32 protein-coding genes are annotated in these 19,585 nt (G+C 50.5%); 11 read left to right on the top strand and 21 right to left on the bottom strand.

Annotation, left to right across the window (positions count from 1 at the left end):
* Position 1: 1 nt before the first annotated feature.
* The 4 genes from ACU6TU_RS08375 to ACU6TU_RS08360 are packed head-to-tail and all read right to left on the bottom strand — an operon-like array spanning position 2 to position 2,238.
* The gene (locus ACU6TU_RS08375) at positions 2–718 is read right to left on the bottom strand and encodes a phage terminase large subunit family protein (protein WP_447144096.1); all 717 of its coding nucleotides are present in this window, start codon (positions 716–718) and stop codon (positions 2–4) included.
* The gene (locus tag ACU6TU_RS08370) at positions 715–936 is read right to left on the bottom strand and encodes a hypothetical protein (protein WP_447144095.1); all 222 of its coding nucleotides are present in this window, start codon (positions 934–936) and stop codon (positions 715–717) included. Before ACU6TU_RS08370 ends, ACU6TU_RS08375 begins: the two co-directional genes overlap by 4 nt.
* Positions 933–1,649 (bottom strand): terminase large subunit domain-containing protein, encoded by a 717-nt coding sequence (locus ACU6TU_RS08365; RefSeq protein WP_447144094.1) that lies wholly within the window; start codon positions 1,647–1,649, stop codon positions 933–935. Before ACU6TU_RS08365 ends, ACU6TU_RS08370 begins: the two co-directional genes overlap by 4 nt.
* Positions 1,642–2,238 carry a hypothetical protein gene (locus ACU6TU_RS08360; RefSeq protein WP_447144093.1) on the bottom strand — a complete coding sequence of 199 codons (597 nt, stop codon included), beginning with the start codon at positions 2,236–2,238 and terminating at the stop codon, positions 1,642–1,644. Before ACU6TU_RS08360 ends, ACU6TU_RS08365 begins: the two co-directional genes overlap by 8 nt.
* A gap of 88 nt (positions 2,239–2,326) precedes the next feature.
* On the opposite strand from ACU6TU_RS08360, the gene ACU6TU_RS08355 reads away from it, so the two are divergent.
* Complete coding sequence (locus tag ACU6TU_RS08355) at positions 2,327–2,977, top strand: hypothetical protein (protein WP_447144092.1); 651 nt, start codon at positions 2,327–2,329, stop codon at positions 2,975–2,977.
* Between the two features lie 104 nt (positions 2,978–3,081).
* Here the strand turns inward: ACU6TU_RS08355 and ACU6TU_RS08350 are convergent, their stop codons facing one another.
* The 17 genes from ACU6TU_RS08350 to ACU6TU_RS08270 all read right to left on the bottom strand — a co-directional run bounded on the left by ACU6TU_RS08350 (position 3,082) and on the right by ACU6TU_RS08270 (position 11,940).
* A complete protein-coding gene (locus ACU6TU_RS08350) occupies positions 3,082–3,405 on the bottom strand; it encodes a Gp49 family protein (protein WP_447144091.1) in 324 nt (107 codons plus the stop codon).
* Between the two features lie 26 nt (positions 3,406–3,431).
* Complete coding sequence (locus ACU6TU_RS08345; RefSeq protein WP_447144090.1) at positions 3,432–3,833, bottom strand: 3TM-type holin; 402 nt, start codon at positions 3,831–3,833, stop codon at positions 3,432–3,434.
* Positions 3,830–4,138, bottom strand: a complete 309-nt coding sequence (locus ACU6TU_RS08340) for a hypothetical protein (RefSeq protein ID WP_447144089.1) — start codon at positions 4,136–4,138, stop codon at positions 3,830–3,832. The genes ACU6TU_RS08345 and ACU6TU_RS08340 overlap by 4 nt, the downstream gene beginning before the upstream one ends.
* The gene (locus ACU6TU_RS08335; RefSeq protein ID WP_447144088.1) at positions 4,135–4,623 is read right to left on the bottom strand and encodes an N-acetylmuramoyl-L-alanine amidase; all 489 of its coding nucleotides are present in this window, start codon (positions 4,621–4,623) and stop codon (positions 4,135–4,137) included. The genes ACU6TU_RS08340 and ACU6TU_RS08335 overlap by 4 nt, the downstream gene beginning before the upstream one ends.
* 36 nt (positions 4,624–4,659) lie before the next feature.
* Entirely contained in the window at positions 4,660–5,256 is a 597-nt protein-coding gene (locus ACU6TU_RS08330) for a hypothetical protein (protein WP_447144087.1), read from the bottom strand.
* Between the two features lie 141 nt (positions 5,257–5,397).
* Positions 5,398–6,141 (bottom strand): hypothetical protein, encoded by a 744-nt coding sequence (locus ACU6TU_RS08325; RefSeq protein WP_447144086.1) that lies wholly within the window; start codon positions 6,139–6,141, stop codon positions 5,398–5,400.
* Between the two features lie 196 nt (positions 6,142–6,337).
* Positions 6,338–6,601 carry a DUF3892 domain-containing protein gene (locus tag ACU6TU_RS08320; RefSeq protein WP_447144085.1) on the bottom strand — a complete coding sequence of 88 codons (264 nt, stop codon included), beginning with the start codon at positions 6,599–6,601 and terminating at the stop codon, positions 6,338–6,340.
* A gap of 107 nt (positions 6,602–6,708) precedes the next feature.
* Positions 6,709–7,323, bottom strand: coding sequence for a hypothetical protein (locus ACU6TU_RS08315; protein ID WP_447144084.1), 615 nt, complete (start codon positions 7,321–7,323; stop codon positions 6,709–6,711).
* Positions 7,323–7,547 carry a hypothetical protein gene (locus ACU6TU_RS08310; protein WP_447144083.1) on the bottom strand — a complete coding sequence of 75 codons (225 nt, stop codon included), beginning with the start codon at positions 7,545–7,547 and terminating at the stop codon, positions 7,323–7,325. The genes ACU6TU_RS08315 and ACU6TU_RS08310 overlap by 1 nt, the downstream gene beginning before the upstream one ends.
* 92 nt (positions 7,548–7,639) lie before the next feature.
* Positions 7,640–8,008, bottom strand: a complete 369-nt coding sequence (locus tag ACU6TU_RS08305) for a hypothetical protein (RefSeq protein WP_447144082.1) — start codon at positions 8,006–8,008, stop codon at positions 7,640–7,642.
* Positions 8,005–8,319: a hypothetical protein gene (locus ACU6TU_RS08300; protein WP_447144081.1), complete on the bottom strand. Its 315-nt coding sequence runs from the start codon at positions 8,317–8,319 to the stop codon at positions 8,005–8,007. The genes ACU6TU_RS08305 and ACU6TU_RS08300 overlap by 4 nt, the downstream gene beginning before the upstream one ends.
* Positions 8,319–8,828, bottom strand: coding sequence for a hypothetical protein (locus ACU6TU_RS08295; protein WP_447144080.1), 510 nt, complete (start codon positions 8,826–8,828; stop codon positions 8,319–8,321). The genes ACU6TU_RS08300 and ACU6TU_RS08295 overlap by 1 nt, the downstream gene beginning before the upstream one ends.
* Positions 8,825–9,646 (bottom strand): ATP-binding protein, encoded by an 822-nt coding sequence (locus ACU6TU_RS08290; RefSeq protein WP_447144079.1) that lies wholly within the window; start codon positions 9,644–9,646, stop codon positions 8,825–8,827. The genes ACU6TU_RS08295 and ACU6TU_RS08290 overlap by 4 nt, the downstream gene beginning before the upstream one ends.
* 2 nt (positions 9,647–9,648) lie before the next feature.
* On the bottom strand, positions 9,649–10,590 hold the full coding sequence (locus tag ACU6TU_RS08285; RefSeq protein WP_447144078.1) for a replication protein: 942 nt from the start codon (positions 10,588–10,590) through the stop codon (positions 9,649–9,651).
* A 537-nt stretch (positions 10,591–11,127) separates the two neighbouring features.
* The gene (locus tag ACU6TU_RS08280) at positions 11,128–11,319 is read right to left on the bottom strand and encodes a hypothetical protein (protein WP_447144077.1); all 192 of its coding nucleotides are present in this window, start codon (positions 11,317–11,319) and stop codon (positions 11,128–11,130) included.
* Positions 11,320–11,351: 32 nt separating this feature from the next.
* On the bottom strand, positions 11,352–11,681 hold the full coding sequence (locus ACU6TU_RS08275) for a hypothetical protein (RefSeq protein ID WP_447144076.1): 330 nt from the start codon (positions 11,679–11,681) through the stop codon (positions 11,352–11,354).
* Between the two features lie 61 nt (positions 11,682–11,742).
* The gene (locus tag ACU6TU_RS08270; protein ID WP_447144075.1) at positions 11,743–11,940 is read right to left on the bottom strand and encodes a hypothetical protein; all 198 of its coding nucleotides are present in this window, start codon (positions 11,938–11,940) and stop codon (positions 11,743–11,745) included.
* Positions 11,941–11,984: 44 nt separating this feature from the next.
* On the opposite strand from ACU6TU_RS08270, the gene ACU6TU_RS08265 reads away from it, so the two are divergent.
* From ACU6TU_RS08265 to ACU6TU_RS08220, 10 genes are all read left to right on the top strand, one after another.
* Positions 11,985–12,770: a LexA family transcriptional regulator gene (locus ACU6TU_RS08265; RefSeq protein ID WP_447144074.1), complete on the top strand. Its 786-nt coding sequence runs from the start codon at positions 11,985–11,987 to the stop codon at positions 12,768–12,770.
* A gap of 35 nt (positions 12,771–12,805) precedes the next feature.
* The gene (locus ACU6TU_RS08260) at positions 12,806–14,524 is read left to right on the top strand and encodes a DGQHR domain-containing protein (RefSeq protein WP_447144073.1); all 1,719 of its coding nucleotides are present in this window, start codon (positions 12,806–12,808) and stop codon (positions 14,522–14,524) included.
* Positions 14,490–15,500, top strand: a complete 1,011-nt coding sequence (locus tag ACU6TU_RS08255; protein WP_447144072.1) for a DNA-methyltransferase — start codon at positions 14,490–14,492, stop codon at positions 15,498–15,500. The genes ACU6TU_RS08260 and ACU6TU_RS08255 overlap by 35 nt, the downstream gene beginning before the upstream one ends.
* 584 nt (positions 15,501–16,084) lie before the next feature.
* Complete coding sequence (locus ACU6TU_RS08250) at positions 16,085–16,240, top strand: PA3496 family putative envelope integrity protein (protein ID WP_447144071.1); 156 nt, start codon at positions 16,085–16,087, stop codon at positions 16,238–16,240.
* A 150-nt stretch (positions 16,241–16,390) separates the two neighbouring features.
* Positions 16,391–16,591, top strand: a complete 201-nt coding sequence (locus ACU6TU_RS08245) for a hypothetical protein (protein WP_447144070.1) — start codon at positions 16,391–16,393, stop codon at positions 16,589–16,591.
* Entirely contained in the window at positions 16,591–16,875 is a 285-nt protein-coding gene (locus ACU6TU_RS08240; protein WP_447144069.1) for a hypothetical protein, read from the top strand. Before ACU6TU_RS08245 ends, ACU6TU_RS08240 begins: the two co-directional genes overlap by 1 nt.
* Entirely contained in the window at positions 16,872–17,045 is a 174-nt protein-coding gene (locus tag ACU6TU_RS08235; protein ID WP_447144068.1) for a hypothetical protein, read from the top strand. Before ACU6TU_RS08240 ends, ACU6TU_RS08235 begins: the two co-directional genes overlap by 4 nt.
* Positions 17,046–17,117: 72 nt before the next feature.
* Positions 17,118–17,960: a hypothetical protein gene (locus ACU6TU_RS08230; protein ID WP_447144067.1), complete on the top strand. Its 843-nt coding sequence runs from the start codon at positions 17,118–17,120 to the stop codon at positions 17,958–17,960.
* Positions 17,953–18,897 carry a hypothetical protein gene (locus tag ACU6TU_RS08225; protein ID WP_447144066.1) on the top strand — a complete coding sequence of 315 codons (945 nt, stop codon included), beginning with the start codon at positions 17,953–17,955 and terminating at the stop codon, positions 18,895–18,897. Before ACU6TU_RS08230 ends, ACU6TU_RS08225 begins: the two co-directional genes overlap by 8 nt.
* Positions 18,898–18,955: 58 nt before the next feature.
* Positions 18,956–19,549, top strand: a complete 594-nt coding sequence (locus tag ACU6TU_RS08220) for a 3'-5' exonuclease (protein WP_447144065.1) — start codon at positions 18,956–18,958, stop codon at positions 19,547–19,549.
* Positions 19,550–19,585 lie beyond the last annotated feature (36 nt).

Raw genomic sequence — 19,585 nt, 5'->3', positions numbered from 1 at the left:
ATTAGTATCCTGCTGTGGGGTCGCCGGGCAGTGAACCGTAGCCGATCTGCTCAACCGGTCGCGTCGTTGCCAAGTGCAGCTTCATCACCAGGTATCGGGTGGCGTCCATCAGGTGGTCGTTCTGCTTGACGATCTTGCCTTTCTCATCGCGTCGGTAAAGCCGGTACTCGCTTAACCAGTTCTGCATCGTGCTGAACACCTTGAGTCGCCCGGTGCTAAGTCGGTCCAGCATTTCAAGCAACCCGGCCTCAACGCTTTTGTCAGCGGCGGTCAGGTTCAGCCCTTCATCCTGGTAAAGCGTCATCACGCGTTTGCCGTCGCTCTGATTCGTGCCTGCATAGTCGATGATTCCAGGTATCCAGTCGCCGCGCATCTTGATCGACTTGGCGTGTACCGTCGGCTCTGCCTGGCCCCGGTAATGCTCGCTGTACAGGTAAAGAATGTCAGTGTCGCGGTCGTGCGCACCCCAGATGCCCGCCGTCTTCTTCCAGCCTACGTCCAGGCCATAAGCACGCGCCCACCAGCCAGGCAACTGGAAGGGGTCACAGATAATGTCCTCTTCCGGTACCGGATAGATGGCACCAGAGCCAAGCGTCGGTGTGCCGTTCATGCGTGCCTCAAGTTGGTGAGGGCTGATACCTCGGGCCATATCGTCAATATCCTCTTGCTTAAGGTGCGGCGCGTCTGCCCACCCTGCCTGCACGACGTAGCGGCTCAACGCAGGCCTACCATGAAAGTAGCGCCTGCAATCGTCAGCGTGTCGCCGCTATTGAGGTGTGGGTCTACCTGCCGCGCCACCTTCACCGACAACATGCCTTCCTTGATGCCGCGCTCCCGCACCAGGTCAGCAATACGCCTGGCCACTGCCGTAGTGCGGTTCTGGTACTTGGCGCTAACGCTGCCCGCGAGGTATTCGCCTTGGATGGGGTCGGTCATACCGGCTCCTGTTCATGTTTGGATTCAAGAAAGGACACAACCAGTTCTGTCAGGCCAGACAATGGCGTGAACGTCATCATCACAATGCCGCGTGTGGTCATCGTCCTGATCAGGGCTTCGTCGTACACGTCTTTGGGCACTTCTTCATCCAGCCACACCACGTCCTGCTCGGTGCCCTGGAAGATACGGCGCCCTTGGTCATAGCTGCGCAGCATCAATCGGCTGGTGCCACCGCTGGCATGGCTGACGTTGATCTCTTCGTAAAGGTTGGCAACGCCGCGTGCCGGTGTCGGCTTGCCCAGCTTGTCGCGGGGAATCAGACCGCTGCCGAACTCTGGGGTATCCCACAGCCCGCCAAGCAGCTTGGATTGAATAATGTCGCGTGTCGTCTGGCTGGTATCGCCTGCAGCGAGCGCCGTGACTGGCTTATCAAAGGTGCGGCCTTCCCACCAGTCGGGATACTCGCCCGTAAGGTGGTACGTCATTTCCCCGCCACCAGCGATGGTCTTACCAACGCGGTTACCGGCCATGAAAAGCCGCTCTTTGTGCTGTTTGCCTGCCCTGAAAAACTCCAGATGCTTTTTGTACAGCTCACGCCGGTAGGGGCCGGTGTCGGGAAATATGTCGCGTATCAGGTTGTAGCGCTTGCGGCGGGCCTTCTCTTCCAGCGCTGCCAGCAACGCCAGTCGGGCAATACGGCTATCATCACTCACCTTTCACCTTGCGGGTGTACTCTGCGATACGGGCATCTAGCTCGTCATCGGTTAGCTCAGCCTCTGGCGCTTTAGAGTCATCGTCTTTCAGGTCAAGGCCGTAGTTCTGGCGTTCAAGCTTCACCACCCGCTCAAGGGCTTGAGTGCCATGGCCCATGCACTTACCGACATACTCCAGCGGCACATCGATCTCTGCCGTTCCTCCGGTGGGTAGATCTACCTTGATCTTGCCTTCAGCTAGCTGCCCTTCAAGCAATTCAGCAAAGCGTTCAGCAATGCCCCGCCAGCGCTCAAGGTTTTTACGGTGCCCCTTAACCACGGCGGCGTTCTCGTTCGCCGCAAACTCAACGATGGCATCATCCTGCTCAGCCAGTGCTTCTTGAGCCTCCGGCGGCAGCGATACACGGGTAATCTTTTCCTGGGTGCGCTCACGCACACGCCCGCTCAGGTCTTTCTTCCAGCCGTACTTCTTTGCGCGACGAGAAATGTTTGAGCGGTTAACGCCGTGGCGCGCTTCTAACTGAGCAAGCGAAAAACGACCGGTTCGGTACTCACGCTCGATCAGCTCCCAATCGTGTCGTTTCGCCATAAAAAAAACGCCGCCATTGCTGGCAGCGCCTCCTGTGCCTTTGAGATATAGTTACATCTAATTTATTTTTTATATAAAAAGGTGCAGCATGCTAGAAGAATTTGTTTCTTTAACTCTTAGCTTTATCAAACAACTACCAATAATAAACTCAACGCCTAACCAATGGGTTAGTGCACTCATTGGGTTACTTGCGCTATTTCTCACATGGAAATTTAGCAGGCATAACGGTTCAAACAATTACATGGAAAAAAGAAGACAGTTTCTAGTTGACTGCAAGCCTTTATTCAACAATCAATCGATGCAAAAACATGAAGAAAAACTAATAAAAGATTCATACTTATCTCTTACAGGAAAAAAGCTTAACATACTAACCCTTAGATTATTAATTGAAATATCCAACACCAACTCTACATTAACAGAATTTATTATAGCCGGACACCTAATTAAAATAAGAAGAAAATCAATCATAAAAAAAGATAAAAGCATTTTATTTAGAGTGCTCTCCTTGACTCTTTTTTTTGCAGGAGTTTTTCTTGTACTGGCTATTTATTTTTTCATTCTACACACTTTACCAAACCACCTTAGCAATATAACAACAGATGAATCAAAAAAAGCTATTACAATTATGTACTTATTATTTTTCGCAAGTGGAGTCTTTGTCACAACCATCATCACTCGCTTTCTACAGAAAAAAATAGATGAATGGGTTTCATTACGAAGGCTTTTGAAACTTAACTAAAAAAGCCCAGGCGTCTCACGACGTGCCGGGCGGGGATGGCTGTGCCTCACGGCATGGCCTCTTGCAACGCTTCACAGCGTGGCGTGTCGCTTCACAGCGAGAGTCTAATCAGCTTCAACTAAGCGTTTCTTTAGTGCGTAGCCTTCCAGCTTCCACAGCTCCTCAAGAGCATTACGCTCTGCATTCTGCTTGGCAATCTTCTCGCCTAGTTCAACATTGAAATTTTCAGGCGATGCGCAAGCGCTCACGCCAGTGGCAAGCGTAAAGCCATCCTTATCGATAGCGGTACAAACGGTGGTGGTCGTGCCAGGTACCACGTGACAGTAGTACGTTACATGGCTCATCAGGCTATCAATGTCAGCTGGCGTAACACGCGGCGCGGTCAGACCCTTGTCCTGAATCTCTTGTTCAATCGCTTGATCATTCATCTCGACTTCCTCACGAAGTGTTGGTTTTATTGCTTCCAGTTTCGGATACCCTTTTCCACAGAGCGCCCTACAACGTAGCCCCCCATGCCAATGGTTATCGCATCCCATAGACGTTCCGGCAGTTCCAGTTGCAGCCCGATGCCGAACATAGCGCCCAAGTAAGGGGCAATCAGGTAGTTGTTACCGATGATGGCAACGATGGTCACCATCAACAGTGGCCGCCAGTTACGTTGCAGCCAGCTCTCGCCCTGCGCTTCCGCTAAGATCACCTGCATCTGCGCCTTGAGCGCTGAGTTATCAGACTCGATCAGCTGAGCTTGTATCTCCTGCTTGAGTCGCGCCGCTTCGTCTTTGTCCGTCACCGCTTTATCGATCACACCGAACAGCGGGCCAGTCACTGCGCCAAGTGCTTTGCCGATCAGGCTCACAACCCACCTTCCAGCGCCGACACACGGCCATTCAGGTCATCAATGCGGGTTTCGATATGATCCAGCTCACGCCGGGCATCTGTTGCACGGTAGTAGGTTTCACCCCACACCTTCAGCTCCTGGCGCAACTCAGCCAGCATGGCGCCCTGTGTCGTTAATCGCTCTTCAAGCACAGCACTTTGCTGGCCCAGTTTGACCAGCTCAGTGCCTGCCCACAGCAAAAGCCCTACCAGCAGCACCTGGATAGCGGTCTGCATGTGGCGTTCAAAAACGGAAGGTTTCATTGGCTTGTAGTCGGTTGTCATTCAGCGCCCTCCATATCGATTTCGTCATACCAGTGGCCACTCCACTCTATCGGCTTCTCCTGCCAAGCCGCGTGCAGCTGGTCACGGTAAGTACGCCAATCGAAGCAAGGGCAGCCTCGGCTTTCGTGGCCTGGGAATCCGTTGTGACCCATGATGACCGCCTGCGGATAGCGCCCATGCAGGTCTTTAAGCAGCGGCTCAAGTGCTGCCCACTGCGCGGGTGTAAAGTTATTTTCAGGGGTCTTGCCATCTTCAGCTACACCGCCGACCAGACAGATACCGATATTGCCGGTGTTATGCCCGCCAACATGAGCGCCCATAACGTTTTCTGAGCGTCCTTTCTCTACGGTGCCATCGCGTTTGATGACGTAGTGATAGCCAATGTCACGCCAGCCGTTGCCATCTACGTGCCAACGGCGTATCTCAGCCGCGTCAACGTACTGACTGGCTCGGGTAGCCGAGCAGTGGATAGTGATATATCGCATGGTAAGCTCCAGCGCCTCACGGCGTGAGAAATATGATTAACGTTTTTTACGAATACGTTTTGCTAGCTTAATACTAATAGCGCCTATTGCACCCTGTATATTATCCAGCTTAGACATAGAATCTTTACAGGCTTCCAAATCTAACGGCTCGCCACTTTTTAGTATATTTTTTACTAAAGCACTAATGCTGATTTCAAATTCAGCACATTTATTTTGGAAAAAACTTATATCGGAATCATATTCAGGCAAAGAAATATGCAGCAATCCAGCAATATTACGTTCTGTATCACGCGACTCAATTAAACCGCTCATCAACTTTTGCTGTAAACTCTTATCAGTCGAAGTGTTTTGTAAAATTAAACTTAAATCAGTTTTTAACTTATTCAAACCCTGCCTATAGCTATAAATCTCAAGATAAATGCGTTCCCACCGCTGTAATTTAGCATTGTCATTTAAAGTTTTGCGCGTGAACACATAACTTAAGAGCGCACCAGATAGCGCACCTATAAGAGAGCCAGCCGCCGCACCTAGCATATTCATCTGAGACGCGTGTTTAACGGCATCCCAATCCGTTGGAATATGCTTGATCACTACTTGCAGCGGCTCATTCAATAAGTCTAACAGCAACGGCACTCGCAGGCCCTCATAGCAAAACGCCCCGGCTTAAAGCCAGGGCGCAAAATGGGACAGTAGAAGCATGCTAGATCAAACTGCGGCAGAGGGCAAGCATTCAGGTTGTTTTTGTTTCTCACAAAGAAAACTCTCATCAAGTGATTATGACTCCGCTTGCTCTATGTCGAAAGGCGTGGGCATGCCAATTTCTTTAAGCAGCATCCGACCAAGTTGAGATATTTCAACGTGGTGCTTAAAATCGCCTTTTTTTGGATCAAACTCAGGTAGTTGACCTTTCTTAACGTTCCCATAATTTTTTCTCAATAATCCCATACGAAGCAGATGATTAGGCCCGCTTTCATAGAGGTGTTCATTCTCAATATCTTCAATACTGGAGCCTAAATGAACGGAATGAGGGCGCTTCACATCAGAAAAAGGATTACCATCATTCCCTCCGTATGCACGGCCATGCGCATTCAGAAGCACCATTTCATCTTCATCTAACTCACCTAGCAGTGATAATAAACGCTTTCTTCGAACCAGCTCCGCATCGTCTAGTGTCAATCCTCGTGATACAGCCTCAACAATCATTTCTATGCGGTTATCAGAAGTGGCTCTAGCAGCTTGATAACCACCTTCCTCGATAAGATCAACTTTTTCTGGGTTTTGTAAAAGCGATTCCTGAACAGTCGTTTCCAAGTGTTCCACTCTTTCAGAAAGAGCACGAAGGTATTTAGAAACCCTTTCAGCTCGCTGGCCTGGAATTACATTCCCAATGATCTCAGCTAAAGAGCCGCCCACCATAGGGACTAAACCTGAAGCCCCCTTTCCTATAGATACGAGCTTATCAACTAACTTATCATCAAGCCCATCACTGTTTTTTTGTGATTCGGTGTTTTCTCCCATACACCCCCCTCATGAAGAAAATAAAGCGTAACCTAAGGCTAACCTTAAGACTTTCCCACTTCAAAGGGAAGCCAGTGAGTAGACAGCCACTTATAAAAACACCCTTGCTAAAAGCAAGGGCAGAAATGGAATAAGAGAAAATTCGCGTGTTCGTGCTTATGAGGCAACGTGGTAGGACGAACTCACAGTAAAACATCTAACAATCTGGCAAATTATCGAGATTATTAGACGATGATGAGTCAGCATTTGTCCTCAGGTACTTAGATGCACCGGAACCAGCCACATGGATATCGGCTCGTCTGCCACCTCCGTCAGTGACGTAATACGTGTGAATATTCAGCTCAATATCGCTAATTGCGTCTGCCTTACTACGAGGGGACCACCACTCAGGTGAATTACAGAGCTTCGTGATATCTTTGTCGCTATTTTTTCCTGTTGCGGTTACTCGACGATCAGCCATTGTCGGCCTCATATTTAGTTAATGAATATTACTCCCTAATCAGGAAACAGCATATTCATGTACGCTGGCAATGAGACCCTCGTTGTAGGCAAATGACTACAGTCTACTTAAGCAGCCTTTTGAATCAGCGTAGCCACTGGCGCCAATGCCTCGCACTCCCATCGATCCAATACATCCAGCAACCGCTCCCAGATACCTCCCCATGTTGAGCGATCCCGCCTGCTCCAATCACGGGCGTTAACTCTCTCCCCATGCTCCAACTCAATCCAAGCCGCAATCCTGCGCGGATTATGCAGCCCTGGCCGATTATACGGATAAGTCGTCTCAGCATGGTGGTGTATCGCTGCCGATGCTATCCAGTGCAGTTGCCTGACTGCCTCCGCTGGCGGGTGTTCGCTCTGCCCCTGACCTGGCAAGCGCATTTCCATGCCAACTTGCATCAAAGCGGTATGCAACCATTCCCGATCCTCTGACAGTTCATCGCGAGTAAACGGCCCAAAGCAGTAGCGTGCCAGCGCCTGCAGGTGCTGAGGCTGACGCTCAACAGCGCTAATCACCGCTCCCGATTCCAGCCCATTCACAATGCGCCAGTCATTGTTGTTGCGCTGTGTCGTCTGAACCTGAGCCCCCATGCGCGCTATCTCCTGCGCATACGCCATCACGCTGCCGCGCTGCTCGTGATACGCATCAAAGATCATCTGCCTCGCCGATATAAAACGCATCACTTTCTCCTACCGTTGCGCATTTGTTGCGTTTTCGTTGCGTTATTGCGCAACTGTTGCGTTTTGTTGCCCTGCAGCGTTGCGTTTTTCTCTGCAACCACTTCATTCCAAACGTCTTTTATCCGTTGCGGTGTTGCGTGTGGAAACTTCTTAAACCATTGCGCGTGTACTGCTCGACGTTGCTCACCTGGCACCGCCAGCATTTGCTTGGCAATAAATCGCACCTCACACTCCCTAGCCCACTCAAACCACTCAGGCGGGTAACCGTTGGTGCCACCAAGCTTGCGACCGTCTGGCCATGCTGTTGGCCGCTCTATCACGCGGCTATCTCTTCAATGTGCCAGCCACCGCCATGCTTCTTGGCCTGTGGGTACGCCACCTTGAACCTAAAAGGGTAAAGTTCTGCGGCCACTTTCATCTTTACTCGAGCGTCGTCGGTGAATATGCGCGGGCTACCCTTCGTGTCATGTAGCTCCATCACGCCATCCTCTGCCATAACAGCAAAGTCCACTGTCAGGAATGTCTTATCAGCAAGGCGAAGCTTAATGCCGTCAAAGCGGTACCACTGGATATCACCGGCACGCTTTCGCATTTCGAGGTACTGCGCGTAAGCCGCTTCTGTCTTGTTCATCTGCCCTGCTTTGAGACGGCCAAGGGCAGCAAGCTGCTTATTGTTATGCATCATTTCTTCACCGCCTTAACAAGTTGACGCCTGGCTAACCGATCCAGAGTCAACACGATGGCTTCATTCATTCGTGCCCGGCGCTCGTCACGGCTCAGATGCTTACCGTTATCAATTTCGTGATGACACGTTGGGCAAAGCGCGGCTGTTAACGCATCGCTAGCTTTCTGGCCTCTCCCTCGGTGTTGGTTACTATGCGCGGCCTGGATGCCCCAGGCGCCGCAGAACACGCAGTTCTCAATCTCGTGTACATTGCTCAACCACTGGCGACAGCGGTGTGGTTTGGTGGGCAGATAACATTCATTGGGAAGCATTACGCCACCTCCCTGTAGTCGTGAGGATTGAAGCCTTTAAGGTTCGGGTCGGTCAGCCTGAAACCCAGCCCGGTGAAGTGCTGCCAGCACCGGTCAAGGTATTCAGTCTTTTGCTTTTTGGTCATTGCCCTGGTCACCGGGTAGTCGTGTGGCTCCATCATTAGAGCGATACACTGCTCATAACTCAGGGCGCCAAGCACTCGCTTGCATGCACCACGGTAGGCATCCGAGTCACGGCACAAAATGCCCAAGCCGAAGTGGTACTTGCAGTAGCCTCGATACCATTCCGCGTCACAATCGCCCTGTTGAGCCGCCTGTTTGCACCAAAGGCGCTGCAGCCGGTTTTGGTCGATGCTCCGCTTTGGCTCATGCTTCTGAACCACGATTTCGACTTGGCCCCACTGTTCGATGGCAGTAGTGAGTATGCTGGGCAGACGACCGATAGCGGCCAGCGCCTCGGTCACGCTACTTGCTCGGGAAACGAATGGTTTATTGGCAGGCTTGTTCATGCGGCACCTCGCTGAGTCCGGTAACTCCCCCAATCCAGCTTGAGCGTGGCGCCGCCACCTTCCTGCATGCGGTCAATGATTCGCTTACCCAGGTAGTCTTGAAGTTGGTCAGCCTCAAGGTTGCTAATCAAAATCGTCGGCAGCATCTGCTTGTATCGCTCGTTAATGATCTTGAACAGCATCAGCCGCTCCCACTCAGTGCCAAGCTGCGCACCGACTTCATCCAGAATCAGCAGATCTAAGCCACCCACAAAGGCGCGAATTGCCTCACGTTCACTGGCCCCTTTCTCCTTGCTGAATGCGCGCTCTTTGATCAGGTCAATCAGCTCGTAAACATCAATACCCATGACGACACGGCCACTGACCAACAACGCATTCCCGACGGCATACGCCAGGTGGCTCTTGCCGGTTCCTACACTGCCGGTAAAGATCAATCCACCGCCCTGTGCCAATCGCTCATCAAACTTGCTCACGTAGGCCTTGCACACGCTCAACACATAGGCCTGCTCACGGCTCTGAACATCAAAGGCCGTCAGAGATTTATCCGCGAACCGTTTCGGTATCAGGGATTCTTCACGCAGTTTCTCAAGGCGTCGGCGGTTGCTGGCTTCACTGGTCTGGCTGACTTCGGCCTGGCTAACCCCCCTGGCATCTTCCATCACACACTGCGGGCACCCTGCCCAGCGGCCATTCGGCATTTTGGTGTTGCAAAACGCCCCATGAATCCGGCAATGGTCGGCTTTGGTTTCGGCGTTGCCCGCCAACATGCTGGAAAGCTGGCCACGCACTTCAGGCGTCGTCGTCAATGGTTGCGCCATGGTTACTCCCTTGCCCATTCAGGTAATTCCATGTCGTTGGTGCCGTAAGAACCAACGGGCATCGGCTGCGCAAACCCCTTGCGGCCATCGTTGCGCTGGGGTTGCGCGCCACGGCCACCCTGGCGGTTGATTAACCACTGCGCTTTAACGCCTTGCCAGCCCGCTAGAATGGTCTCGTCAATCGCTTGATCCGGCGTCATGCCGGAGATCGCCTCGCTCGCCTTCACGGCTTCGCCTAACGAAAGCATGAGCGCACGCTGGGTAAGTGGTTTTTTTAACGCCTTCCGGTGGTCGATGAATGCTTTGGCGGCATCCTCAGAAACCCCGCTCGGCAGGTCGGTCAGATCAAGGCTGGCGGGTTTGGCTTTAGCCGTTTTTTTCGAGACGGTAGGCTTTGATTTTTTTGGAGAGGGATCGCTATCCCCCTCGAACGAAGTGAGAGGGGGTATGTCTTTCCTGTCTTTATTTGTCACTCCATCTTGGGGTGATTCAGTTACCCCATTTTGGGGTGACTCACCCCAAGTTGGAGCGTCCTTCCGTTTTGGGGTAACTCGCGATTTCTGAGCTGTAAAATTCCACTCATCTATCTGCTTGTTGATCTTCACCGGCGAACGGCTACCCCCCAGCCTAACCAGCACACGCTTTCGGATAAGCGCGTTCAACGTCTCGCTACATTTTCCTTCTGGCATGCCTGTCATTTCAGCCAATACTGAAGCTGCCAGCCAGGCAGAAGGCTTATTCCATCCATAAGTGGCCCGTTCAACGGCACGCACAATCCGCGCTTCACGGCTTGTGAGCGGCGCTTTCATTAACGCATCAACAATGGCATTCGCGGTGCGGGTATACCCATCTTCCACCTGAATACTCCTGCCCCGGTCTTGCGCGGGCGCTTGTCCGTCATCCCGACGGTCTGGAAACTGGATTATTTCAGCGGTATCGCTCATAATTACCTCATTCACTGGTACTTCAAAGCCCGGCACGCTCCCCAGCGATTACTGCCGGGCTTTGTCGTTTCTGGCTTGCCCTATCAGGGCCTGTTTCCTTCCTAACACCGCATCAACTCGCTATGCTGGCTAGTGCCAGGGTCGTCATCCCTGGTTGTCGCCAATGACACGGCGGCTAAAGGGCACCGCAACCCGGAGCGCCTCGGCTCCCTTTGCTCCTGGCCGCTCGTCAGGGACGAGCCGCTAGCAAGCTCTGGGAATCCCAGGGTTAACCGCTGCAGTGCCTGCTCGCTGATCCCTCGTTGCTAGCGCGATATCAGCAAGCGCTCGCAAGGCGCTATATAAAACCAGGTCTTCCATGACCTGAGCGCTCAGGTCGCTGACCACGGGGATGTTGCCGTGAAAAAGCGCCTGAACCTGGAAGTCAAAATCGATGTGGCTAAAACGATCTCTGCATTAACGGTGCTGATCGTTGTACTTAGCCGCCTCTGACTTCCCCAAGCCCTGGCCGGGGTGCAACCCGGTCAGGCACTTCTCTTACACAGCCCGCAACGTCTGCTTACGCCGTAAGCTATACAGCTGCTCTTTCAGTGGCCCCGCGATAGCTATCGCGTGATCAAGCATCACGTCCTCCACTGCGACTCCCCGCCGCGATGCCTCTTCTTCTACCACTGCTTGATGCTGTGGCGTCATGCGCCGATAAGTGCGCGTTAATGCTGCACGGTTCACAGTCACTCCTTGGGCCTAATCCGGCCCTTCTGCTAGGCGCGTAAGCGCTGCATCATCTGCTCAGTGATGCGGTTTTCAATGAGGTGTGCCATGAGGGCTTCCACCATGTCATCCTGTGCGGCCTGCATGCTCTGGCCTTCGGCCAAGCGCTTTAACAGCACGTCTTGGCGCAGGTTAATGACCTCCATGCCCACCAGGGCGCATTCCCGAATGGCATGGGAGATAACACCGCCATGGCGCATTTCGGCTACCTGTTCCAGCGCGAGGTATTCCGAATCCTTAAAGCGAACGCGAGCAGGATTATCCAGGTGCTCGCCCTCCGCTTTGCGGGTAGTGGGAATACGAGGTTCACGTTTCAGCATTGAGACGTCCTTTTTCATAGGTGCTGAGGTCGCGGCCTTCACAGGCAGGCGGTTGAATGGTTTAAGCGGCTACTTTCTCGATTGCTGCAAACATTTCATCAATGGCACGACCAACCGAGTAACTGGGATTGATAATCGCGCCGGTTCGAATCCGGTAAACGGTGGAAACGTCGCATTCCGCACGCTTCGCAACCGCTTTATAAGTGGCCCCAGATGCGAGAATCGCCTCCAGTTTCTTGGCCAGTTCATCGCCATGCATGGGCTGTTCCTCTCCAATGATCTATATGCATAGGATATGCGTTAATGCATAAAAATCAAGAGCAAATGCATTTGCCGTATGCACAAAGGTCAGCAATCATTGCATTCATGCAAAAAGATACTGTCAGAAAGGTGCTTCAGCGCCTTATAAATGAGTCTGGAAAACGCCCTACAGAGGTGGCGCGGTATGCGGGTGTGTCTCAGTCCACGCTATCGCGAATCCTTAATGGGAAAATTGAGTCTCCAAGTGACCGGCAGGTATCTCTATTAGCAGAATATTTCGGTGTTACCGGTGACCAATTGCGTGGATACGAGCCAATAAGCAGTACAACCGGCTCTACTAAGACAGCTACTCACGATATCGAGCTTCATACCACTGAAATTGTGGAAGGTAATGAGCCACCTCGTTCAGATGAGGTTGACCTACCTTGTTTCCGGGAAGTCGAGTTTTCGGCGGGCGACGGACGTACTCAGATCGTTGAAAACGGCGGGCATACCGTGCGTTTTCCACTGGCCAAGCTGGCAGCACGCGGGGTATCCCCTGCCAATGCCGCCTGCGCCACGGCCAGCGGCTCGTCCATGACCCCAACCATTGCCGATGGCTCTCCCATCGCCATTGACAAAGGCACCCGCCATATCGTCGATGGAAAAATCTACGCACTCGACCACGGCGGCATGTTGCGCATCAAACGGCTTTACAAGCTGCCCTTGGGCCGTATACGCCTGGTCAGCGACAACAGCGACGAATACCCGGAAGAGGTTCATAGCCTGATGGGGCCGGATGCACCGAAGATCATCGGCAGAGTCTTCTGGTGGGAAGTCTTTGATTAAGCGATTTAGAAAATCTAACCATTGGGTTATAAAATATGACGACAAAAGCTAAAGAAACGAGAAAAAACACTTCACAAAAGCAAAGCTTGCTGAGAACAGTTTTTTCTGGTTGCGGCTTTGAGGAAATAGTATCAGAAAATATCACATTCACATTTAAAGGAGACTCTTCGGAGTTTGATTACATCTTTGCTTATAAAAACTTATTAGTTATTTGCGAAGAAACCTCCGTTACTCAAAACACTTCAGAGCATTTCAGAAAAAAGCAATCATTTGCTACACTCTTTGAGCAGGATTTGACCAACGCTTTAAACAAATACTCTGACACAAACAATGAACTTAGAAATTATTTAGATATAAATGAATATGAAACAGATGACTTGGAAGTAAAGTTTCTTTATTATTCAACTCAGAAAAACCCCAGCGCTAGCAATACATCACCTTATATTTTACTAACAATAGATGCGGCAAAGTATTTTGAGAAAACAATTAAAACAATTGGCAAGTCAGCAAAATTTGAACTCCTTAAATTTTTAAAAGTACAACTAGCTCATTTGGGGGACCAAAAAATAAAAGGTCGCCCAGAAAACACATCTGAAGACACCTTCAATGCGTTTGCATTGCCAGCTAAACAAACGAACTACCCTGATGGTTTTTTAATAATTTCCTTCTATGTAGACCCAGAAGCTTTGATTGAACGCGCGTATGTCTTGAGAAGAAATGGATGGGAAAAACCAGAAGTTTCATACCAACGCATGCTAGACAACAAAAAACTTAAAGAGATGAGAGAGCACCTTTCAAATGACCAGAAAGTTTATATCAACAACCTAATAATAACGCTCCCAAACAACCTAGGAATTTACAATACCACTGACTCTGGCCAAAAAAATCAACTAAACAAAAAAGAAATTAACGGAGTAACTCCGGTAGAAATCAACTTACCCAGAGAATTATCGACTATAGGAATCATTGATGGACAACATAGAATTTATTCATATCACGAAGGCACAGATGAACTAGAAAGAAAGATTAAAAGAGTTCGCAAACGGCAAAACCTACTTGTTACAGGATTGATTTTTCCTGAAAGCTATTCCGAACAAGAAAGAGTTAGCTTTGAAGCAGAGCTTTTTTTGAATATTAATAACACGCAAAAGCCTGTCGCTTCCGCATTACGTCAAGAAATAGAAACCTTAGTAAATCCACTCTCTGGTTTAGCAATTGCAAAAGATGTTATAGACCAACTCTCTAACAGGGGGTCACTAAAAGGCCTACTTAAAGTTTCTGTATTTGATGACAGCAAGCTTGTCGCAACCTCTTCTATAGTCCGGTATATTTTAAAACCACTGGTTGACCCCAACTCTAAAGGTGCAAATCAACTATTTAAGCTTTGGGAAAAAAAGACAGGCCTTCAACATCTAACGCAATCTAACCGAGATTCTTATATTGACTTTTGCTATTCGGTAATTAATGATTTATTGCTTAGTATAAAGCTAAATCTTGTACACAAGGATATGTGGGAGGCTCGCAGTAAAAAAGGTAAAGGTATACTTTCGCCGACAACAATAAATGGCTTTCTAATATGTCTACGAGAATTAATATCTACTAATAAAATTTATTACGACCCTTCTAACGATTGTATTAAAAACCCTAATTACGAACAAGGAACTAAAAATATTGATAGCTTTGATTTTTTAAGTTATACTTCTAGCGGATGGAATGACCTTGGAAAAAAAGTTTATTCCGAATACTTTGAATAGCTTAGGCGTTAAGATGGATATCATCTTTAGAAATCCGAAAAAAACACTTGATAACTATAATAATGGCGGTAAGGCTTCTATTTATCAAGGGGATTATCTTAAGCTCATCAAATATATACCAGATAATTCAATTGATCTTGTGTTTTCTTCTCCTCCATACTGTATTGGTAAAGCGTATGAATCGACAAAAGAGCTAGCTGATTTTATCTCTTCACATGAATTAATTTTTAGCGAGCTTGTACGTATATTAAAACCTGGTGGTAGCATCTGTTGGCAAGTTGGGATGCATGTTAAAGATGGTGTTAGCACGCCGCTAGATGCTCTGGTTTATGCAGAATCGCTTAAGCACCCTAGCTTAAAGTTGAGAAATAGAATCATTTGGACTTTTGGTCATGGTCTTCATTGCAATAACCGTTTTAGTGGCCGACATGAAACTATAATGTGGTTTACAAAAGGTGATGACTACATTTTTAAATTAGATGAGGTTAGAGTAAAGCAAAAATATCCCGGAAAAACATCTAGTAAAGGTGCTAATAAAGGCCAGCCTAGTGGTAACCCGCTTGGTAAGAATCCTGGTGATGTATGGAATATACCAAATGTGAAGGCAAACCATGTTGAAAAAACCCAACATCCATGCCAGTTTCCTGTTGCTTTACCTCAAATTTTCATTCGAGCTTTAGTGCCAAATAATGGCGTAGTTTTAGATCCATTCTCAGGTAGCGGTACTACTGCCGTTGCAAGTCTTGTCGAAAATAAAAGCTTTATAGGGTCTGAGCTATGCATCGACTATAACAGAATGTCATATGACCGGGTATCATCAGTTCTGAAGGGTTCACCAAGAATAAGGCCTTGGGACAAAGAAGTAGCTATTCCTAATGGAAATTCAAAGGTGGCAAAAGTCCCTGATGGATACAGCCAGCCAGAAACAATAATGGATAGCTTGGTTCAGTCTCTGGCATCTACTTTCCAGCCTTAAGAAAAACTATTGTTAGTTTGAGATTTTCCACCTAACTATTTTTTCTTCTCCGCCGCCATGGCGGTTTTTTTTATGCCTATAAAAAAATATGCATTTATGCATTGACATGAATTGCATCAATGCATAAATTATATGCATAGGCACATCACAAGACGTGTTAGGCCCTCACAGGCCGCGCTCTTTAACAATCTGATAAGCCTGTCCGTGCGTAGGGATTAACCCCGAGACACCGGCAGGAGTACGCCGACCGGGGCTGTTGAAGTACCGGTGTGATCCGCTACGTAGTGCGGCTAAACGCCTGCTGTCTGGGCTGAGAATACAGACGGCATCCAGATGTTTCCTGCCTTGGTACTTTTTCTTGTGGGTACTGAGGAAGCGCCAGGGAGCATCTGGATGCGGCTTAAATGTCTGGGGCCGTATCGACGCAACGGGTATCGCCTACCCGGCCTTTCGCCCTCTTCGGAGGGCTTTTTTCTGGCATGGCCGCGCATCGTGACCATTCCCGTGCCGCTTCCCCACTCCTAACCATTGCTGTTGGCGCTGCGATCGTTAAACGAGGCGGCACGCCTAATAACGGAGGCTTTATGACACTTCTACCCACTAAGGCAATCACCAAAAGCGAGCTGAATAGGCGCAACGATAAACAAGCAGCAGCTCGTTACAGTCGCCGCCGCGATATTGATAACCGCAATGCTGAGCGCCGCTTACAACAGCAGCTGCGTGAGGTATGGGATGGCTAAACGCTACCTGGTCATTGAGCGTCATCAACATATCGACATACCGCGCTGTGACTTACCTGGCTCGCCTTTTGTCAGCAAGCGAGCAGCACAAAAGGCCGCAAGCAAACTGTCATGCCCAACGCATATCAAGCCTATCAAAAGGAACTGAACATGAAGGCACTCAATATCGAATATCGCGCACAACAGCGCGCCAAGGGTAATAGCGTCACCGGCCGGCCAAAGCTGGCAAGCCGCCCTTTTCAACCCGATTTAAGCAAAGCGGCAGACCGAGCCAACGCGGCGAGAATGGAAGCATACGCAAGCCGCCGCGCTGGTACCGCTGAACCACTACTGCAACTTTGGAGCGCCTAATGAAACGCTCAACAAAAATTCAGTTACGCGCTGAATCCCTCACAGAGTCAATTCATGACGGCGATCCCGAAGGCGTGGCCAAGTTTGGTACCTATCTGGACGAAGTTGGCGACCTCGCCAGCGCAGTCGATGAGTTCACAGCATCAACAACCGTCGCGGATATGGTCGATGCCTATATCCAGTCGGCTGATGGTCAAAGCGTGCTGTACGCCTGGGCAAAAGACATTGCCGAAGATGAGCAGTTAAGCCTCGAAGAAGACCAGGCCGAAAGGAGAGTCGCATGAACGAATGGCGAGTCACCGGCCAGGCAGGCTGGGATGACAAAACCGGCGAAGCCGTCTACTTCGTCACCAAGGGCAGCACAAGCCTGAACGTCAATGACCACGACGAATTGAAGCAGCTATTGAAAAAGGCTCAAGAGCCAGTCCCTCAGCAAGAGCCGCCCACAAAATAAAAGCCCCTTTCGTGCGCGAACACGTCAGGGGCCACTGATCCAGTCGAAATAGATCACCTCGGAGTATAAACCATGACACCTATCAGCGAGAAGCCGCGCATCCGCGTGCCTTCCGGGCGCTTTCGCGTTGTCGATAGCGCCGACCACCTCGAACTATGGCGCCAAGTCGATAAAACGCCGACCACTGCAGTTAAGCCTGCCAAGGTAAAGGGCCAGCAAATTACGAGCCTTGATCCAATGCACGTCATTCAACAAGCCACACGCATCTTTGGGCCGTTAGGCATCGGCTGGGGCTATGACATTGAAGTAGATCGTTATGACCAGGGCGCGCCAGTTTACGACGCAAAAAAAGAAAAGCTACTCGGGCATGAACTAACGCACACCATTCGCCTAGCCCTCTGGTACGACTGGCATGGACGAAAAGGCAAGGTCACACAGTACGGCCATACGCCTGCCGTGTATTACGCAAGCAAAGGTTACTGGGCAACCGATGATGATCCAGCAAAAAAATCACTCACCGACGCCATCAAAAAATGCCTTTCTTGGCTTGGCTTCTCGGCTGACGTTTATCTCGGCAAATTTGATAACAACGACTACACCCAGGCACAGCAGGCTGCGACACGCATTGCAGTGGCAGAAGATCAGGATGCCGAGATCGAGAAATACCGCAAAGATTATGCGGACTGGCTTAAGCGTGAATGCGACACCCTGCGTAACAAAATCCCGCATCCCAAAAGCATCCAGTTGGCAGCCGATGGCGTTCTCAATCGCGTGCCGGACAAAGCCAGTATTGCCCGCGTAGAGCCAGACAAGGGCCGGGAAATGATCACAAAGGCGCGTGATGAAGGTATTGCCCGCGTCTATGCCGAGCAAGAAAAAGCCAAACAGCAGAAAGAGGTAACGACCCATGACTAACGCAGCCCCCAGCACCGATTACAAAGGCGAACTCGTAAAGCTGGATGCCGTTGAGCAGGCCCTGGCAGGGCTGCGCGAAAAGTACGGCACGGTACCCGATATCCAAACCAAAGATGGTTATGAGCTATGTAAGAAAGGCATCAAAGAGCTGACGAGCTATCGCACCGGTACCGAAAAACTCCGGAAGGAAATCACAAAGCCGCACCGCGACTTCATTGAGCGGGTGAACAGCTACGGCAAAGACCTAACCGAGAAACTGCAAGAAATTGAACAGCCATTGAAAGATGCCAAAAAATCAGAAGACGAGCGCGCTGATCGTGAAAAGCAGGAGCGCATCGCAAAACTGCGTGAGCGCATTAACGTGGAAATCTGGAGCTTTCTGGATACCGCTGTTGGGCTCGACTCAAACGGGCTAGCAGAGCTGCACGATGCTGCCGTGGCCATCGACGTAGACGGCTTCTTTGATGTAACAAAAGAAGCCGAAGACGCCAAAGCCGAAGTGTTAAAACGCATCAGCGAGCAACACGGGCAAACGCTGGAACGTGAACGACTTGCGGCAGAGCAAGCCCAGGTGGAAGCCGAACGCCGGCGTCTGCGTGAAGAAGCCGAGAAGCGAGAAGCCGATCAACGTGAGCTTGAAGAACTCCGTCGTGAGAAAGCTGAACGCGAGCGCAAGGCTCAACCAGAGCCAGAACCGGAACCTGAGCCACTGCCCGCTGCTGCTGAGCATAAACCGCTGAATACCAGGCGCTTGAGCGCCGCCGCTGATTCCTACTCAAAGCCAGCGCCCACCGCCGCTAAACCCGAAACAGTCACCATCAGCCGCGGCGATTACGAGCAATTACTGGCTGACCAAGCCAAGCTGCACGCCCTGGAAGCCATGGGCGTTGATAACTGGTCTGGCTATTCCGCTGCCATGGATCAACTGGCCGCCTAACCGATTAACACTTCCCACCATCAGGGGGCCGCAAGGCCCCTTTTCTTTGGAGCTTACTATGAACCCTGTTCTCTTCTTCGACACTGAAACCACTGGATTGCCTGACTGGAAATCACCTAGCGAAAGCGAACACCAGCCACACCTGGTGCAGATCGCTGCAATTCTGGCGGATACCGACACACGCAAGGAAATCGCCACACTGGATTTGATCATTGCCCCAGATGGCTGGGAGATTCCGGCTGAGGTTTCAGAAATTCACGGCATTACACATGAGCATGCCGCCGCTGTTGGTGTAGACGAATCCCTTGCCCTCAACCTCTTCTTCCAACTTTGGGGCCGTTACCCACGGGTAGCCCACAACCGCACCTTTGATCAGCGCATCATTCGCATTGCGGCCAAGCGGTATATGGGAGAGGCAGACGCAGAAGCCTGGGCCGATAAAGAACAATTCGCCGACACCATGCTGCTGGCCAAGCCAATCATGCAAATGCTTCCCAAAGGCCGGTATGGCTACAAGTCGCCGAAGCTGTCAGAAGCCTACGAGTTCTTCACTGGGAAACAGTTGGAAAATGCGCACAGCGCCATGGCCGACACCCGCGCCTGCATGGAGGTGTACTGGCACCTACTCGACCACGAAGCCAAGGCCGCTTAACTCTTCACCCACCTGGGCTGCTGGCCCAACCCCACC

The sequence above is a fragment of the Halomonas sp. LS-001 genome (assembly GCF_052983955.1).
This window is presented reverse-complemented; position numbering and strand designations above follow the sequence as displayed.

What these genes read in the sequence shown, in the direction of transcription:
- ACU6TU_RS08285 (WP_447144078.1), bottom strand. Translation starts at nt 10,590, where the DNA reads ATGAGCGATACCGCTGAAATAATCCAGTTTCCAGACCGTCGGGATGAC.
- ACU6TU_RS08260 (WP_447144073.1), top strand. Translation starts at nt 12,806, where the DNA reads ATGACGACAAAAGCTAAAGAAACGAGAAAAAACACTTCACAAAAGCAA.
- ACU6TU_RS08300 (WP_447144081.1), bottom strand. Translation starts at nt 8,319, where the DNA reads ATGCTTCCCAATGAATGTTATCTGCCCACCAAACCACACCGCTGTCGC.
- ACU6TU_RS08220 (WP_447144065.1), top strand. Translation starts at nt 18,956, where the DNA reads ATGAACCCTGTTCTCTTCTTCGACACTGAAACCACTGGATTGCCTGAC.
- ACU6TU_RS08240 (WP_447144069.1), top strand. Translation starts at nt 16,591, where the DNA reads ATGAAACGCTCAACAAAAATTCAGTTACGCGCTGAATCCCTCACAGAG.
- ACU6TU_RS08265 (WP_447144074.1), top strand. Translation starts at nt 11,985, where the DNA reads ATGCATAAAAATCAAGAGCAAATGCATTTGCCGTATGCACAAAGGTCA.
- ACU6TU_RS08235 (WP_447144068.1), top strand. Translation starts at nt 16,872, where the DNA reads ATGAACGAATGGCGAGTCACCGGCCAGGCAGGCTGGGATGACAAAACC.
- ACU6TU_RS08305 (WP_447144082.1), bottom strand. Translation starts at nt 8,008, where the DNA reads ATGATGCATAACAATAAGCAGCTTGCTGCCCTTGGCCGTCTCAAAGCA.
- ACU6TU_RS08360 (WP_447144093.1), bottom strand. Translation starts at nt 2,238, where the DNA reads ATGGCGAAACGACACGATTGGGAGCTGATCGAGCGTGAGTACCGAACC.
- ACU6TU_RS08325 (WP_447144086.1), bottom strand. Translation starts at nt 6,141, where the DNA reads ATGGGAGAAAACACCGAATCACAAAAAAACAGTGATGGGCTTGATGAT.
- ACU6TU_RS08295 (WP_447144080.1), bottom strand. Translation starts at nt 8,828, where the DNA reads ATGAACAAGCCTGCCAATAAACCATTCGTTTCCCGAGCAAGTAGCGTG.
- ACU6TU_RS08370 (WP_447144095.1), bottom strand. Translation starts at nt 936, where the DNA reads ATGACCGACCCCATCCAAGGCGAATACCTCGCGGGCAGCGTTAGCGCC.
- ACU6TU_RS08335 (WP_447144088.1), bottom strand. Translation starts at nt 4,623, where the DNA reads ATGCGATATATCACTATCCACTGCTCGGCTACCCGAGCCAGTCAGTAC.
- ACU6TU_RS08275 (WP_447144076.1), bottom strand. Translation starts at nt 11,681, where the DNA reads ATGCTGAAACGTGAACCTCGTATTCCCACTACCCGCAAAGCGGAGGGC.
- ACU6TU_RS08355 (WP_447144092.1), top strand. Translation starts at nt 2,327, where the DNA reads ATGCTAGAAGAATTTGTTTCTTTAACTCTTAGCTTTATCAAACAACTA.
- ACU6TU_RS08320 (WP_447144085.1), bottom strand. Translation starts at nt 6,601, where the DNA reads ATGGCTGATCGTCGAGTAACCGCAACAGGAAAAAATAGCGACAAAGAT.
- ACU6TU_RS08350 (WP_447144091.1), bottom strand. Translation starts at nt 3,405, where the DNA reads ATGAATGATCAAGCGATTGAACAAGAGATTCAGGACAAGGGTCTGACC.
- ACU6TU_RS08245 (WP_447144070.1), top strand. Translation starts at nt 16,391, where the DNA reads ATGAAGGCACTCAATATCGAATATCGCGCACAACAGCGCGCCAAGGGT.
- ACU6TU_RS08315 (WP_447144084.1), bottom strand. Translation starts at nt 7,323, where the DNA reads ATGCGTTTTATATCGGCGAGGCAGATGATCTTTGATGCGTATCACGAG.
- ACU6TU_RS08340 (WP_447144089.1), bottom strand. Translation starts at nt 4,138, where the DNA reads ATGACAACCGACTACAAGCCAATGAAACCTTCCGTTTTTGAACGCCAC.
- ACU6TU_RS08225 (WP_447144066.1), top strand. Translation starts at nt 17,953, where the DNA reads ATGACTAACGCAGCCCCCAGCACCGATTACAAAGGCGAACTCGTAAAG.
- ACU6TU_RS08270 (WP_447144075.1), bottom strand. Translation starts at nt 11,940, where the DNA reads ATGCATGGCGATGAACTGGCCAAGAAACTGGAGGCGATTCTCGCATCT.
- ACU6TU_RS08230 (WP_447144067.1), top strand. Translation starts at nt 17,118, where the DNA reads ATGACACCTATCAGCGAGAAGCCGCGCATCCGCGTGCCTTCCGGGCGC.
- ACU6TU_RS08250 (WP_447144071.1), top strand. Translation starts at nt 16,085, where the DNA reads ATGACACTTCTACCCACTAAGGCAATCACCAAAAGCGAGCTGAATAGG.
- ACU6TU_RS08290 (WP_447144079.1), bottom strand. Translation starts at nt 9,646, where the DNA reads ATGGCGCAACCATTGACGACGACGCCTGAAGTGCGTGGCCAGCTTTCC.